At 45.1% G+C, this 14,534-nt stretch carries 11 protein-coding genes and 1 other annotated feature; of the genes, 1 reads left to right on the forward strand and 10 read right to left on the reverse strand.

What is annotated here, in order from left to right; genetic code table 11:
* Window positions 1-109: IS3 family transposase (locus tag AC3EBE_RS21215; RefSeq protein WP_488597042.1), on the forward strand; the 109-nt coding region annotated here is incomplete at its 5' end.
* 61 nt (window positions 110-170) lie between these two features.
* Here the strand turns inward: AC3EBE_RS21215 and tuf are convergent.
* The 10 genes from tuf to rplJ all read right to left on the reverse strand — a co-directional run bounded on the left by tuf (window position 171) and on the right by rplJ (window position 14,345).
* Window positions 171-1,358 (reverse strand): elongation factor Tu, encoded by a 1,188-nt coding sequence (tuf, locus tag AC3EBE_RS21220; protein WP_488597018.1) that lies wholly within the window; start codon window positions 1,356-1,358, stop codon window positions 171-173.
* Between the two features lie 124 nt (window positions 1,359-1,482).
* Entirely contained in the window at window positions 1,483-3,561 is a 2,079-nt protein-coding gene (gene fusA, locus AC3EBE_RS21225) for an elongation factor G (RefSeq protein ID WP_488597019.1), read from the reverse strand.
* Window positions 3,562-3,609: 48 nt separating this feature from the next.
* Window positions 3,610-4,080, reverse strand: coding sequence for a 30S ribosomal protein S7 (gene rpsG, locus AC3EBE_RS21230; protein ID WP_023626435.1), 471 nt, complete (start codon window positions 4,078-4,080; stop codon window positions 3,610-3,612).
* 41 nt (window positions 4,081-4,121) lie between these two features.
* Window positions 4,122-4,544: a 30S ribosomal protein S12 gene (rpsL, locus tag AC3EBE_RS21235; RefSeq protein ID WP_251487350.1), complete on the reverse strand. Its 423-nt coding sequence runs from the start codon at window positions 4,542-4,544 to the stop codon at window positions 4,122-4,124.
* Between the two features lie 102 nt (window positions 4,545-4,646).
* Window positions 4,647-4,895 carry a 50S ribosomal protein L7ae-like protein gene (locus AC3EBE_RS21240; protein ID WP_488597020.1) on the reverse strand — a complete coding sequence of 83 codons (249 nt, stop codon included), beginning with the start codon at window positions 4,893-4,895 and terminating at the stop codon, window positions 4,647-4,649.
* A gap of 179 nt (window positions 4,896-5,074) precedes the next feature.
* Window positions 5,075-8,677, reverse strand: a complete 3,603-nt coding sequence (gene rpoC, locus AC3EBE_RS21245) for a DNA-directed RNA polymerase subunit beta' (RefSeq protein WP_488597021.1) — start codon at window positions 8,675-8,677, stop codon at window positions 5,075-5,077.
* Between the two features lie 113 nt (window positions 8,678-8,790).
* Window positions 8,791-12,351, reverse strand: coding sequence for a DNA-directed RNA polymerase subunit beta (gene rpoB, locus AC3EBE_RS21250; RefSeq protein WP_488597022.1), 3,561 nt, complete (start codon window positions 12,349-12,351; stop codon window positions 8,791-8,793).
* Window positions 12,352-12,595: 244 nt separating this feature from the next.
* The gene (locus tag AC3EBE_RS21255; RefSeq protein ID WP_488597023.1) at window positions 12,596-13,198 is read right to left on the reverse strand and encodes a class I SAM-dependent methyltransferase; all 603 of its coding nucleotides are present in this window, start codon (window positions 13,196-13,198) and stop codon (window positions 12,596-12,598) included.
* A gap of 223 nt (window positions 13,199-13,421) precedes the next feature.
* Window positions 13,422-13,787, reverse strand: a complete 366-nt coding sequence (rplL, locus tag AC3EBE_RS21260; RefSeq protein ID WP_488597024.1) for a 50S ribosomal protein L7/L12 — start codon at window positions 13,785-13,787, stop codon at window positions 13,422-13,424.
* A 57-nt stretch (window positions 13,788-13,844) separates the two neighbouring features.
* A complete protein-coding gene (rplJ, locus tag AC3EBE_RS21265) occupies window positions 13,845-14,345 on the reverse strand; it encodes a 50S ribosomal protein L10 (protein ID WP_488597043.1) in 501 nt (166 codons plus the stop codon).
* A gap of 32 nt (window positions 14,346-14,377) precedes the next feature.
* Window positions 14,378-14,515 (reverse strand) — a sequence feature (ribosomal protein L10 leader region).
* Between the last annotated feature and the right edge of the window lie 19 nt (window positions 14,516-14,534).

A 14,534-nucleotide genomic window follows, 5' to 3' on the forward strand; every position in this document is an offset into this window, starting at 1 on the left:
AGATATCGAATCATACATCCATTATTACAACCACAAAAGGATTAAACAAAAATTGGCTGGCATGAGTCCGGTTCAATTCCGTCTTCATACCAGCCAATTCGCTGCATAATATTAAACTCTAACTTTCGGGGGTCACATCATCGTCATCCAGCTGCTTTATTTTAATTAAATTATTCTTGGATAGAAGCAACTACGCCAGCGCCTACAGTACGTCCGCCTTCACGAATAGAGAACTTAGTTCCTTCTTCGATAGCTACTGGAGCGATTAGTTCAACAGTCATTTCGATGTTGTCGCCAGGCATAACCATTTCTACGCCTTCAGGAAGATTACAGATACCTGTAATATCAGAAGTACGGAAATAGAATTGTGGACGGTAGTTAGTGAAGAATGGAGTATGACGTCCACCTTCTTCTTTAGAAAGAACATAAACTTCCGCTTTGAACTTTGTGTGTGGAGTGATTGATTTTGGCTTAGCCAATACCTGTCCACGCTCGATTTCTTCACGTGCTACACCACGAAGAAGTGCACCGATGTTGTCTCCAGCTTCTGCATAGTCAAGAAGCTTACGGAACATTTCTACACCTGTAACAGTTGTAGATTTTGGCTCTTCAGTGAAACCGATGATTTCGATTACGTCACCAACGCGTACTTGTCCACGCTCAACACGGCCAGTAGCAACTGTTCCACGACCTGTGATTGAGAATACGTCCTCAACAGGCATCATGAAAGGCTTGTCAGTGTCACGTGTTGGAGTTGGGATGTACTCATCAACAGCGTTCATTAGTTCAACGATTTTCTCTTCCCAAGCAGCTTCGCCTTCAAGAGCTTTAAGAGCTGAACCTTTGATTACTGGGATATCATCGCCAGGGAATTCGTATTCAGTAAGAAGGTCACGAACTTCCATTTCTACTAATTCAAGTAGTTCTTCGTCGTCAACCATGTCACACTTGTTCATGAATACAACAAGGTAAGGTACGCCTACCTGACGAGAAAGAAGGATGTGCTCACGAGTTTGTGGCATTGGGCCATCAGTTGCAGATACAACAAGGATACCGCCGTCCATTTGAGCAGCACCAGTGATCATGTTCTTAACATAGTCAGCGTGGCCTGGGCAGTCAACGTGTGCATAGTGACGAGTAGCAGTTTCGTACTCAACGTGTGCAGTTGAGATAGTGATTCCACGCTCGCGCTCTTCTGGAGCAGCGTCGATTTGGTCATATCCGCGTGCTTCAGCTCCACCAGCTTTTGCAAGAACAGAAGTGATAGCAGCAGTTAGAGTTGTTTTACCATGGTCAACGTGACCAATTGTACCAATGTTAACGTGTGGCTTGGAACGATCGAATTTAGCTTTTGCCATTAGGAAAATCCTCCTTTAGATTATAAAAGTTAAGTATATTGTAATGTGCTGTGAAACAGGTTTCCCCATTCCACAGCGGTATGCTTACATTAGTAGTTATACTTGATTAAAAGATGAAAATCAATTATTCACCTTTATTTTTTTTGATGATTTCTTCAGAAACTGATTTAGGAACTTCTTCGTAGTGGTCGAAGTGCATTGAGAATACACCGCGTCCTTGTGTGCTAGAACGAAGAGCAGTTGCATAACCGAACATTTCTGATAGAGGAACCATCGCACGAACTACCTGTGCGTTACCACGAGCATCCATACCTTCGACGCGTCCGCGACGAGCAGTGATCATACCCATGATATCTCCAAGGTATTCTTCAGGAATAACAACTTCAACCCTCATGACAGGCTCAAGGATAACTGGCTTACACTTGGAAGCAGCATTCTTAAGTGCCATTGAAGCAGCGATTTTAAACGCCATTTCAGAGGAGTCAACATCGTGGTAAGAACCATCAAATAGTCTTGCCTTGATGTCAACTAGTGGATATCCTGCTAGAACTCCACGATCAAGAGCGTCTTCAAGACCAGCTTGTACAGCAGGGATGTATTCACGAGGAACAACCCCACCAACGATACCGTTCTCGAATTCGAAACCTTTTCCTTCTTCGTTTGGAGAGAACTCGATCCAAACGTGTCCGAATTGACCACGTCCACCAGACTGACGTGCGAATTTACCTTCAACAGAAGCTGATTCGCGGAAAGTTTCACGGTATGCAACCTGAGGTGCACCAACGTTTGCTTCCACTTTAAATTCACGACGCATACGGTCTACGATGATGTCAAGGTGAAGCTCACCCATTCCGGCGATGATAACTTGTCCAGTTTCCTGGTCAGTATGTGCGCGGAAAGTTGGATCTTCTTCTTGAAGCTTTTGAAGTGCAGTAGTCATCTTGTCCTGGTCAGCTTTTGACTTAGGCTCTACAGACAACTGGATTACTGGCTCAGGGAACTGCATGGATTCCAAGATAACTAGGTTCTTTTCATCACATAGAGTGTCGCCTGTAGTAGTATCCTTAAGACCTACAGCTGCTGCGATATCGCCTGCGTAAACCTTTGAGATTTCCTGACGGCTGTTCGCGTGCATCTGAAGGATACGTCCGATACGCTCACGCTTGCCTTTAGTTGAGTTCTGTACATAAGAACCAGACTCAAGAGTACCAGAGTAAACGCGGAAGAACGTTAATTTACCAACGTAAGGGTCAGTCATAACTTTGAACGCTAGAGCTGAGAATGGCTCTTCGTCGCTTGAGTGACGCTCAACTTCTTCATCTGAATCTGGAAGAGTACCTTTGATAGCTGGTACATCCAGTGGAGATGGAAGGTAGTCGATTACAGCGTCAAGCATTAGCTGAACACCTTTGTTTTTGAATGCTGAACCACAGATAACTGGGTAGAATTCAACGTTAGTAGTACCTTTACGGATAGCTGCTTTAATCTCTTCGATTGTAAGCTCTTCTCCTCCAAGGTATTTTTCCATCAATTCTTCATCAAGCTCAGCTACCGCTTCAACTAGCTTTTCACGGTATTCTTCAGCTTGTGCTTTATATTCTTCAGGAATTTCACCTTCAGTAATTTCAGTACCAAGGTCATTTCCGTAGAAGATAGCTTTCATTTCAACAAGGTCGATGATCGCTTCGAACTCATCTTCAGCTCCGATTGGAAGCTGGATTGGATGAGCGTTTGCTTGCAGGCGATCATGAAGTGTTGAAACAGAGTAAAGGAAGTCCGCACCTAGTTTATCCATTTTGTTAACGAATACTACGCGTGGTACTCCGTAAGTTGTAGCCTGGCGCCAAACTGTTTCAGTTTGTGGCTCAACACCTGACTGAGCGTCAAGTACAGCTACTGCACCGTCAAGAACACGAAGTGAACGTTCAACTTCAACCGTGAAGTCTACGTGTCCAGGTGTGTCAATGATGTTTACACGGTGGTTTTTCCAAGAAGCTGTTGTTGCAGCAGAAGTGATCGTGATTCCACGCTCTTGTTCCTGCTCCATCCAGTCCATTTGAGAAGCACCTTCGTGAGTTTCACCGATTTTGTGAATACGGCCTGTATAATATAGAACACGCTCAGTTGTTGTTGTTTTACCAGCATCAATGTGAGCCATGATTCCAATATTACGAGTTTTTTCTAAGGAGAACTCTCTTGCCATTTGGTCTTTCTCCTTCCTAGTATGAGTGTTTTTATGTTGAAGGTAATCCTACCAACGATAGTGAGCGAATGCTTTGTTTGCTTCCGCCATTTTGTGTGTATCTTCGCGCTTCTTAACAGAAGCACCAGTGTTGTTGGCTGCGTCTAGAATTTCGTTAGCAAGACGCTCTTCCATAGTCTTTTCCCCACGAAGACGTGAGTAGTTAACTAACCAGCGAAGACCAAGAGTTGTACGGCGGTCTGCACGCACCTCAACTGGTACTTGGTAGTTAGCTCCACCTACACGGCGTGCTTTAACTTCTAGAACAGGCATGATGTTCTTAAGAGCTGCATCGAATACTTCGATTGGCTCTTTGCCTGAACGCTCACGAATGATATCAAAAGCTGAATAAAGGATCTTTTGAGATTTACCTCTCTTGCCGTCGATCATCATCTTGTTGATAAGACGAGTGATAAGCTTTGAATTGTAAATCGGATCCGGTAATACGTCTCTCTTTGCAACTGGACCTTTACGTGGCATGTAATTTCCTCCTTTCAAAAAGGGTTAATATTTTTGGTTTATTATTTCTTAGCTGCTTTTGGTCTCTTAGTACCGTACTTAGAACGGCCCTGCATACGGTTGTTAACACCAGCAGTATCAAGAGCACCACGTACGATGTGGTAACGTACACCCGGTAAGTCTTTTACACGTCCTCCGCGGATAAGAACAACACTGTGCTCTTGAAGGTTGTGTCCGATACCAGGAATGTAAGCTGTTACCTCGATTCCGTTAGTCAAACGTACACGAGCGTATTTACGCAACGCTGAGTTCGGCTTCTTTGGAGTCATTGTACCAACACGAGTACATACACCACGTTTTTGTGGAGATGATACGTTTGTTTGTGCTTTTTTGAAGCTGTTATAACCTTTGTTTAGCGCTGGAGATTTTGACTTCTCCTCTTTTGTGCTACGTGGTTTGCGCACTAATTGGTTAATTGTAGGCATGATCATTTTCCTCCCTTCACATTTTTGTAAGCCCACACATCCAGGTGGTTCATTTTTTTACAAAAAACAAAGTTCTTGCAGTTCTTACTACAAAAACAGTTTTTATTTGGTAATCGCTACAGCAGAAGCACCTACTGCAATGCCGCATGTCTTCCCCAATCTTTTCATGGAGTCAACATAGCTGATGACGGTGTTCATCTCACTGGCGATCCGCACAAGTTCTACCGTCACTTTCGCGTCTGCATCCTCTGCAATGACCAGTTCAATTACTTCGCCTGCTTTCAGGGCTTTCACTGTTTGCTTTGATCCTACTATTATCTTGTTAGCCTGCGCTACTTTTTCATAAGACATGATATCCTCCAAAGCAACAGGTAAATAGGAGCACCTTTGAAATAGTAACATTTCAATCAAACGATGTCAACAACATCTAAGAACTTTTTTTCAAAACTATTATCATTTATGCATGCAAATTCTGTTAATCATTTAAAACGCGGCACTTCTGCCGTAGCAGAAAGCACCGCGCCTGCATTTTATTCTACAGTAATTGCATCCTCTGCATTTTCTTCTTCCGCAGCGATTGGCTCAGCTCTTCTGTAACGCTGCATGCCAGTACCCGCTGGAACAAGTTTACCGATGATAACATTTTCCTTCAAGCCAAGAAGCTCATCGCGCTTGCCTTTGATTGCTGCATCGGTAAGCACTCTTGTTGTTTCCTGGAAGGAAGCTGCAGACAGGAAGGAATCTGTCTCAAGTGATGCTTTGGTGATACCAAGCAATACTGGACGTCCTGTAGCCGGCAATTTGCCCTCAGAAAGTGCTTTGCGGTTAGCGTCAGTGAACTGATGGATTTCAAGCAATGTGCCTGGCAATACATCCGTTTCACCTGCGTCGATTACCCTTACCTTGCGCATCATCTGGCGAACCATAACTTCTACGTGCTTATCGCCGATTTCTACACCCTGCATACGGTATACCTTTTGAACCTCTTTCAACAGGTATTCCTGCACGGATTGAACATCTTTGACCCTTAGGAGTTCCTTAGGGTCGATAGAACCTTCAGTCAGCTCCTGTCCGCGTGCTACATGGTCATTTACAGCTACTTTTAGGCGAGCTGTATATGGTGCCGTGTAAGTGCGGCTTTCGATTTCGCCCTGGACAACGATTTCCTGCTGGCGGTCTCTGCCTTCGTTGATGCCAACTACGACACCTTCAAGCTCGGAAATGATTGCTTGCCCTTTAGGATTACGTGCCTCGAACAATTCCTGGATACGCGGAAGACCCTGTGTGATATCGTCTCCTGCAACACCGCCTGTATGGAATGTACGCATTGTAAGCTGTGTACCAGGTTCTCCGATAGACTGGGCAGCGATGATTCCGACTGCTTCGCCCACTTCAACTTCCTGGCCTGTAGCAAGGTTGCGGCCATAACATTTCTTACATACGCCGTGGCGTGTGTTACAAGTAAATGCAGAACGGATCCAGACGTCCTCGATACCTGCTTCTACTACTTCTGTTGCCAGATCTTCTGTAATCAAGCCGTTTTCAGGAACGATGACAGCCTTTGTTTCAGGGTGTTTGATTGCCCTTCTTGCATAACGGCCGATCAGACGCTCATCAAGAGCCTCAATTACTTCAGTGCCATCCTTAAGAGCTTTGATGAATAGGCCTCTGTCTGTACCACAATCATCTTCACGGACGATGACATCCTGGGCTACGTCTACAAGACGGCGAGTCAGGTAACCTGAGTCAGCTGTCTTAAGCGCTGTATCCGCAAGACCTTTACGAGCACCGTGAGTTGAGATGAAGTATTCCAATACTGTCAGACCTTCACGGAAACTTGACTTGATCGGCAATTCAATGATCCTACCAGCCGGGTTGGCCATCAGACCGCGCATACCTGCAAGCTGAGTGAAGTTGGACGCGTTACCACGGGCACCGGAGTCACTCATCATGAAGATCGGGTTTGAATTATCAAGGGATTTCATCAGCTTGGCCTGGATTGTATCCTTCGCCGCACTCCAGATGGAAATCACTCGGTCATAACGCTCATCTTCGGTAATCAAACCGCGTCTGAACTGTTTAAGGACATTATCAACTTTCGTTTGTGCTTCAGAGATAATTTCCTGCTTCTCTTTAAGAACCACGATATCAGCCACACCAACCGTAATACCAGCTTTAGTGGAATATTGGAACCCTAGTCCCTTCATACGGTCAAGCATTTTTGATGTTTCTGTGATTTTGAATTTCTTGAACACTTCAGCAATGATGTTTCCAAGAATCTTCTTCTTGAATGGGTCAACCAATGGCATAGCCTTGATAACTTCCTTGATATCTGCACCCTTTTCAACAAAATACTTTTCAGGAGTTTTCTCCTCAAGGTTTTGTTTGGAAGGCTCATTGATATAAGGGAATGATGCTGGAAGGATTTCATTGAAAACCAGCTTACCAACAGTTGTGATCAAGAGCTGACGGTTCTGTTCTTCAGTGAATGTCTGGTTGCCAAGTGAAGATGCAGCAACCGCAACACGTGTGTGAAGGTGAACATAGCCATTCTGGTATGCAATCAACGCTTCATTTGTGTCCTTAAAGACCATACCTTCCCCAACAGCGCCTTCTCTTTCCAGTGTCAGGTAATAGTTACCTAAAACCATGTCCTGGGATGGAGTAACAACTGGCTTGCCATCTTTAGGGTTAAGGATGTTCTGTGCAGCAAGCATCAATAGTCTTGCTTCCGCCTGAGCTTCTGCAGAAAGAGGAACGTGGACTGCCATCTGGTCACCGTCAAAGTCAGCGTTATAAGCTGTACATACTAGAGGGTGAAGACGAATCGCGCGTCCTTCTACCAGCGTTGGTTCAAATGCCTGGATTCCCAGTCTGTGAAGAGTTGGGGCACGGTTAAGCAATACAGGGTGCTCCTTGATTACATCTTCAAGAACATCCCAGACTTCAGGCTGAACTCTCTCGATTTTGCGTTTAGCAGACTTTATGTTATGTGCTAAGCCTTTTTGCACCAATTCTTTCATTACGAATGGCTTGAATAGCTCAAGAGCCATTTCTTTCGGAAGACCGCACTGGTACATTTGCAGGTTAGGTCCTACGACGATAACGGAACGGCCAGAGTAGTCAACACGCTTACCAAGAAGGTTTTGACGGAAACGTCCCTGCTTACCCTTCAGCATGTGAGAAAGTGACTTCAATGGACGGTTACCTGGTCCAGTTACCGGACGTCCGCGGCGGCCGTTATCGATCAGCGCGTCAACAGCTTCCTGAAGCATACGCTTTTCGTTCTGGACGATGATACTTGGAGCACCAAGGTCGAGAAGGCGCTTAAGACGGTTGTTACGGTTGATTACACGGCGATACAGGTCGTTAAGGTCGGAAGTCGCAAAACGTCCGCCATCGAGCTGTACCATCGGGCGAAGCTCCGGCGGGATGACAGGAAGGACATCAAGGATCATCCATGATGGCTCATTGCCTGACCCACGGAATGCTTCAACTACTTCAAGGCGTTTGATCGCACGCGTACGACGTTGTCCCTGAGCAGTTCTTAGCTCTTCTTTAAGCATATCGGCTTCTTTGTCCAGGTCGATATCAGAAAGCAGCTTTTTGATTGCTTCAGCACCCATTGATGCCTGGAATTTGTTGCCGTATTTTTCACGGTAAGCACGGTATTCTTTTTCTGACAACAGCTGTTTCTTTTCAAGAGCAGTGTCGCCAGTCTCCGTTACCACGTAAGATGCGAAGTAGATTACTTCCTCCAAAGCACGAGGAGACATGTCAAGAACAAGTCCCATACGGCTAGGAATACCTTTGAAATACCAAATATGAGATACAGGAGCAGCAAGCTCGATGTGTCCCATTCTTTCACGGCGGACTTTAGCGCGTGTTACTTCTACACCGCATCGGTCACAGACTACGCCTTTGTAGCGGACTCTCTTGTATTTTCCGCAATGACACTCCCAGTCCTTTGTCGGTCCGAAGATACGTTCACAGAACAAGCCGTCTTTTTCTGGTTTTAAAGTACGGTAGTTGATTGTTTCTGGCTTTTTAACTTCTCCAAAAGACCATGAACGGATCTTGTCTGGTGAAGCGAGGCCAATTTTCATGTACTCAAAATTATTAACATCTAGCAAGGGGCCTACCTCCCTTTTAATCTAGGGTTTTACCCTTATGGCCATCAAAAAAGGAACACACGTGGACAATACTGTTATTCAACTGTTTGTACACGTGTGCCAATTAGATGGACCTATTCTTTCATTCCTACTTTTTCAGAATCCATTTCCTCTGATTCTGGGGCAATTGTCAAAGTTTCTGCATGCTGCAGTTCTTCATCATCATCAAAGTCGCGCATTTCGATTTCTTTTTCATCGCCTGAAAGGATCTTAACGTCCATACCAAGACTTTGAAGTTCCTTCATCAATACCTTGAATGACTCAGGTACGCCTGGTTCAGGTACGTTTTCGCCTTTAACGATTGCTTCGTATGTTTTAACACGTCCCACAACATCATCGGACTTGACAGTTAAAATTTCCTGCAATGTGTATGCAGCGCCATATGCCTCAAGCGCCCAAACCTCCATCTCCCCGAAACGCTGGCCGCCGAACTGGGCTTTACCGCCAAGTGGCTGCTGTGTAACAAGTGAGTATGGTCCAGTAGAACGAGCGTGGAGCTTGTCGTCTACCATGTGAGCAAGCTTGATCATGTACATGACACCAACAGATACACGGTTATCGAACGGCTCGCCTGTGCGTCCATCATAAAGGATGGTCTTAGCATCCCTTGCCATTCCAGCTTCCTCGATCGTTGCCCATACATCTTCCTCACGGGCTCCGTCAAATACTGGAGAAGCAACATGGATTCCCAGGTAGCGCGCTGCCATACCAAGGTGAAGCTCAAGCACCTGACCGATATTCATACGTGATGGTACCCCTAGTGGGTTAAGCATGATATCGACTGGTGTTCCATCTGGAAGATACGGCATATCTTCTTCTGGAAGGATTTTCGAGATAACCCCTTTGTTACCGTGACGTCCCGCCATCTTATCACCTTCAGAAATCTTACGCTTCTGAACGATGTAGGCACGGACAAGCTGGTTTACGCCAGGAGGAAGTTCATCGCCATCTTCACGGTTGAACACTTTGACGTCAAGGACGATTCCGCCGCCGCCGTGTGGAACACGCAATGATGTATCACGGACTTCCCTTGCTTTCTCACCGAAGATTGCGTGGAGCAGACGCTCTTCAGCAGTCAATTCTGTAACCCCTTTAGGCGTTACTTTACCAACCAAAAGATCTCCGTCTTTTACTTCAGCACCAACACGGATGATTCCGCGCTCGTCAAGGTTGCGCAGTGCATCTTCCCCAACGTTTGGAATATCACGTGTGATTTCTTCAGGCCCAAGCTTTGTATCGCGGGACTCTGATTCATACTCTTCTATATGGATGGATGTATACACATCATCCTTAACAAGGCGCTCACTCATGATGATAGCATCCTCGTAGTTATAACCATTCCAAGTCATGAAGCCGACAAGGACATTGCGTCCAAGTGCCAGTTCCCCTTTTTCCATTGATGGGCCGTCAGCAAGGATTTCTCCTTTTACAACACGGTCGCCAACGCTAACGATTGGGCGCTGGTTGTAGCAAGTACCCTGGTTGGAACGGATGAACTTTTGCATGCGGTATTTATCAAGGTCACCCTTGATTTCCTCACCGTCAACCTCTTTGACACGGCGCACCCATACCTGGCGTGCCTCAACGTGCTCAACGATTCCTTCGTGCTTACAGATTACTGCCGCACCTGAGTCCTTCGCTGACACGTGCTCCATTCCAGTTCCGACTCTTGGAGCTTCAGGCTGCATCAAAGGAACAGCCTGACGCTGCATGTTCGCACCCATCAGCGCACGGTTGGAGTCATCGTTTTCAAGGAACGGGATACATGCAGTCGCAGCAGATACAACCTGCTTCGGTGATACATCCATATAGTCGACGCGATCACGCTTGACAACAGTGTTTTCACCGCGGAAACGGGCAATTACTTCGTCGTCAATGAAAGAGCCATCGTCTGCCAGGCGAGCGTTCGCCTGTGCCACAACATAGTTGTCTTCCTCATCAGCTGTTAAGTAATCGAAATGGCTTGTCACTTTTCCTGTTTCAGGGTCAACGCGGCGGTATGGAGTCTCAATGAAACCAAAACGGTTAACCTTCGCGAAGCTGGAAAGGGAGTTGATCAAACCGATGTTTGGACCTTCCGGCGTTTCAATCGGACACATACGCCCATAGTGGGAGTAGTGAACGTCACGCACTTCGAAACCAGCGCGTTCACGTGTAAGACCACCAGGCCCCAACGCAGAAAGACGCCTTTTATGTGTCAATTCCGCCAGCGGATTCGTCTGGTCCATGAACTGTGAAAGCTGGGAGCTTCCAAAGAATTCTTTAATGGACGCGATAACCGGGCGAATATTGATTAATTGCTGTGGTGTAATTGTATTTGTGTCCTGGATGGACATTCTTTCACGGACCACACGTTCCATTCTGGACAGACCAATCCTGAATTGGTTCTGAAGCAATTCGCCAACAGAACGGAGACGTCTGTTTCCTAAGTGGTCGATGTCATCTGTGTCGCCTACACCATGCAGCAAGTTGAAGAAATAGCTGATAGAAGCGATGATGTCAGCAGGCGTGATGTTTTTGATCGGTTCAGGGACATATGCATTCCCAATAACATTGATCTCTTTCTCGCCTTCTTCATTTGGAGCATAGATTTTGATTGATTGCAGAGTGATATCCTCTTCAACCACGCCGCCATATGGGCTTAATGACTTGAAGCCAACATTGTTTTCAAGCGCAGGAATGATTTTATCCAAAGTACGGCGGTCAAGAGTGACGCCTTTTTCTGCGATAATTTCTCCTGTTTCAGGATCAACTAATGTTTCAGCAAGCTTTTGCCCGAATAAACGGTTTTTAATATGAAGCTTTTTGTTGATTTTATAACGCCCTACATTTGCAAGGTCATAGCGCTTTGGATCAAAGAATCTTGATACCAGCAAGCTCTTTGCATTGTCAACTGTAGGCGGTTCGCCTGGACGGAGGCGCTCATAGATTTCCAGAAGCGCTTTTTCCGTGCTTTCCGTATTATCTTTTTCGAGTGTGTTTCGGATATATTCGTTATCACCGATCAAATCAATGATTTCTTGATCAGAACCGAACCCTAATGCACGCAAAAGAACCGTAACAGGGAGCTTCCTCGTACGATCGATCCTTACATATACAACATCCTTGGCATCTGTTTCATATTCAAGCCAAGCACCGCGGTTAGGAATAACGGTGGCAGAGAAGCCCTTTTTCCCGTTCTTATCCAGTTTTCCGCTGTAATATACACTCGGTGAACGCACTAGCTGGGAAACAATAACCCTCTCGGCACCATTGATGACAAATGTGCCAGTCTCAGTCATAAGCGGGAAATCGCCCATGAAGACATCCTGGTCCTTTACTTCACCTGTTTCCTTATTCACAAGGCGGACTTTCACTCGCAATGGAGCAGAGTAAGTGACGTCTCTTTCCTTGGATTCTTCCACTGGATATTTCGGTTCGCCAAGACTGTAATCGATAAACTCGAGTGATAAGTTACCAGTAAAGTCTTCAATCGGTGAAATGTCCTGGAACATCTCACGAAGGCCCTCATCAAGAAACCACTGATAGGAAGAGGTTTGAATTTCAATCAAATTCGGCAATTCCAAAACTTCACTGATGCGAGCATAACTTCTACGTTGGCGGTGTCGTCCATACTGAACTAGTTGACCTGTCAACTGATTCACCCCTCAAATCAAGCGTTATTATTCATCTATCCCTGTCTTGTCCATGAAGTTTCCTCCATTTCAAAAGACAAAAAGAAAAAGGGTTTTCACTGAAAAACCACATTTCCTGCAACGAACAATTATTTTGTTAGTTTTCCCTTTATGCCCAAAATTATACAACTTTCGATGAAAATAGCATACGAAAGGAAACTAATATATTGGCATTTTATAATATTAACATAGCGGTTTTCTCACGTCAACATTTTACAGATTTGAGAATAAAGTAACCTTTACTTTTTGCCGCTACCTCCACTTCACCAAATAAATCTTCCATTTTATCCATAGCAGATGGTGCACCCTGTTTCTTTTGGATGACTACCCAGAGCTCTCCGCCTTCAGCCAGATGCTGAAAACTTTGCTCGAAAATATCATGGACCACTTTTTTCCCTGCACGGATCGGGGGATTGGTAAGAATGGCATTGAACCCCTTTTCTTCCACACCCGTTAATCGGTCACTCTCATAGATTCTTACATTGTCTATCTTATTTTCGGCCGCATTTTCCTTAGCCAGCATAATCGCCCTTTCATTCACATCCACCATGTGGACCGAAACCTCCGGGAATGCTTTCGCCAGCGATAGCCCAATCGGACCATAGCCACAGCCAACATCAAGAATTAGGCCGGCGCCTTCCTTTGGTTCAAATGTATCAATCAGCAGGCGCGAACCGAAATCAACCTCATCCTTCGAGAACACACCGCTGTCCGTTTTGAAACGGAAGCCATTACCTCTTAATTCAGTTTGCCATTTAGCGGGATTGCTTTCTGTGCTGGGTTTTCGGGAGTAATAATGCTCAGTCATATCTCTCACCTCCACGGGGAATCAATTGAAGAATGCGATGCGGAATACATTGCTACTGCGGTATTATAATTTATTTGGATTTAAAAAGCAAAAAGCAGGGCCGGAATTTTAATAACGGCCTATACCCTTCAATCCGCTTCATGTATCGAAGCCATGCTTTCTAATAAATTATAAGGAATAAAAAAAGCCCGCTTTAGCAGCGAGCTTTTTGTTGTAAGGATGATTACTTAACTTCGACGTTAGCTCCAACTTCATCAAGCTTAGCTTTGATTTCTTCAGCTTCTTCTTTAGAAACGCCTTCTTTAAGAGCCTTTGGAGTGTTGTCAACAAGTTCTTTCGCTTCTTTAAGGCCAAGACCTGTGATTTCGCGAACAACTTTGATAACCTTGATTTTTTGGTCTCCTGCGCTAGCAAGAACTACGTCAAACTCAGTTTTTTCTTCAGCAGCAGCGCCAGCACCAGCTCCGCCCATCATTGCTACTGGAGCAGCAGCAGTTACGCCGAATTCTTCTTCGATTGCTTTTACTAGATCGTTAAGCTCTAAAACAGTCATGCTTTTAACTGCTTCAATGATTTGTTCTTTAGTCATGATTTGTTTCCTCCTAATAGGTTAGTTTTTAGTTTTATTTAAACCGTAAATACTAGCTTACGCGCCTTGTTCTTCTTTTTGGTCCGCAACTGCTTTTGCAGCAAGAGCAAGATTGCGAATTGGAGCTTGAAGTACGCTGAGTAGCATAGAAAGTAGACCTTCGCGAGACGGTAGGTCTGCAAGAGCTTTGATTTCTTCTACTGTAACGACGTTACCTTCAACTACACCCGCTTTGATTTCAAGAGCGTCGTGCTTTTTAGCGAATTCGTTAAGGATCTTCGCTGGTGCGATTACATCCTCAGTACTGAACGCGATTGCGTTAGGACCAGTTAATGATGCATTTAGGTCAGCAAGCTCAGCAGCTTCAGCAGCACGGCGTGTCATTGAGTTCTTGTAAACTTTGAATTCAACGCCTGCTTCACGAAGTTGCTTACGTAGTTCAGTTACTTCAGAAACTGTAAGTCCGCGGTAATCAACAACAACTGTTGATTTGCTATCTTTTAGTTTGCCAGCAATCTCGTCTACGAGTTGCTTTTTTGCTTCGATAACTTGGCTCATCATTACACCTCCTGTAGATTTCTGCATTTATACCGTGCAAATAAAAACCTCCGCATCTGGACAGACACGGAGGAAGTATACAATAGCAAGTGGTGTTGCTCTATCGTATGACCTCGGCAGGTTATTAAGCTAAAAGCCCCTGCTGTCTGCGGTACAAATGTTATTTTATTATCACAACAAGAAACAGTA

The sequence above is a fragment of the Mesobacillus sp. genome (assembly GCF_057785455.1).

Excerpts from the sequence above, each read along its gene's own strand:
- tuf (WP_488597018.1), bottom strand. The coding sequence starts at position 1,358 with ATGGCAAAAGCTAAATTCGATCGTTCCAAGCCACACGTTAACATTGGT.
- fusA (WP_488597019.1), bottom strand. The coding sequence starts at position 3,561 with ATGGCAAGAGAGTTCTCCTTAGAAAAAACTCGTAATATTGGAATCATG.
- rpsG (WP_023626435.1), bottom strand. The coding sequence starts at position 4,080 with ATGCCACGTAAAGGTCCAGTTGCAAAGAGAGACGTATTACCGGATCCG.
- rpsL (WP_251487350.1), bottom strand. The coding sequence starts at position 4,544 with ATGCCTACAATTAACCAATTAGTGCGCAAACCACGTAGCACAAAAGAG.
- AC3EBE_RS21240 (WP_488597020.1), bottom strand. The coding sequence starts at position 4,895 with ATGTCTTATGAAAAAGTAGCGCAGGCTAACAAGATAATAGTAGGATCA.
- AC3EBE_RS21255 (WP_488597023.1), bottom strand. The coding sequence starts at position 13,198 with ATGACTGAGCATTATTACTCCCGAAAACCCAGCACAGAAAGCAATCCC.
- rplL (WP_488597024.1), bottom strand. The coding sequence starts at position 13,787 with ATGACTAAAGAACAAATCATTGAAGCAGTTAAAAGCATGACTGTTTTA.
- rplJ (WP_488597043.1), bottom strand. The coding sequence starts at position 14,345 with ATGAGCCAAGTTATCGAAGCAAAAAAGCAACTCGTAGACGAGATTGCT.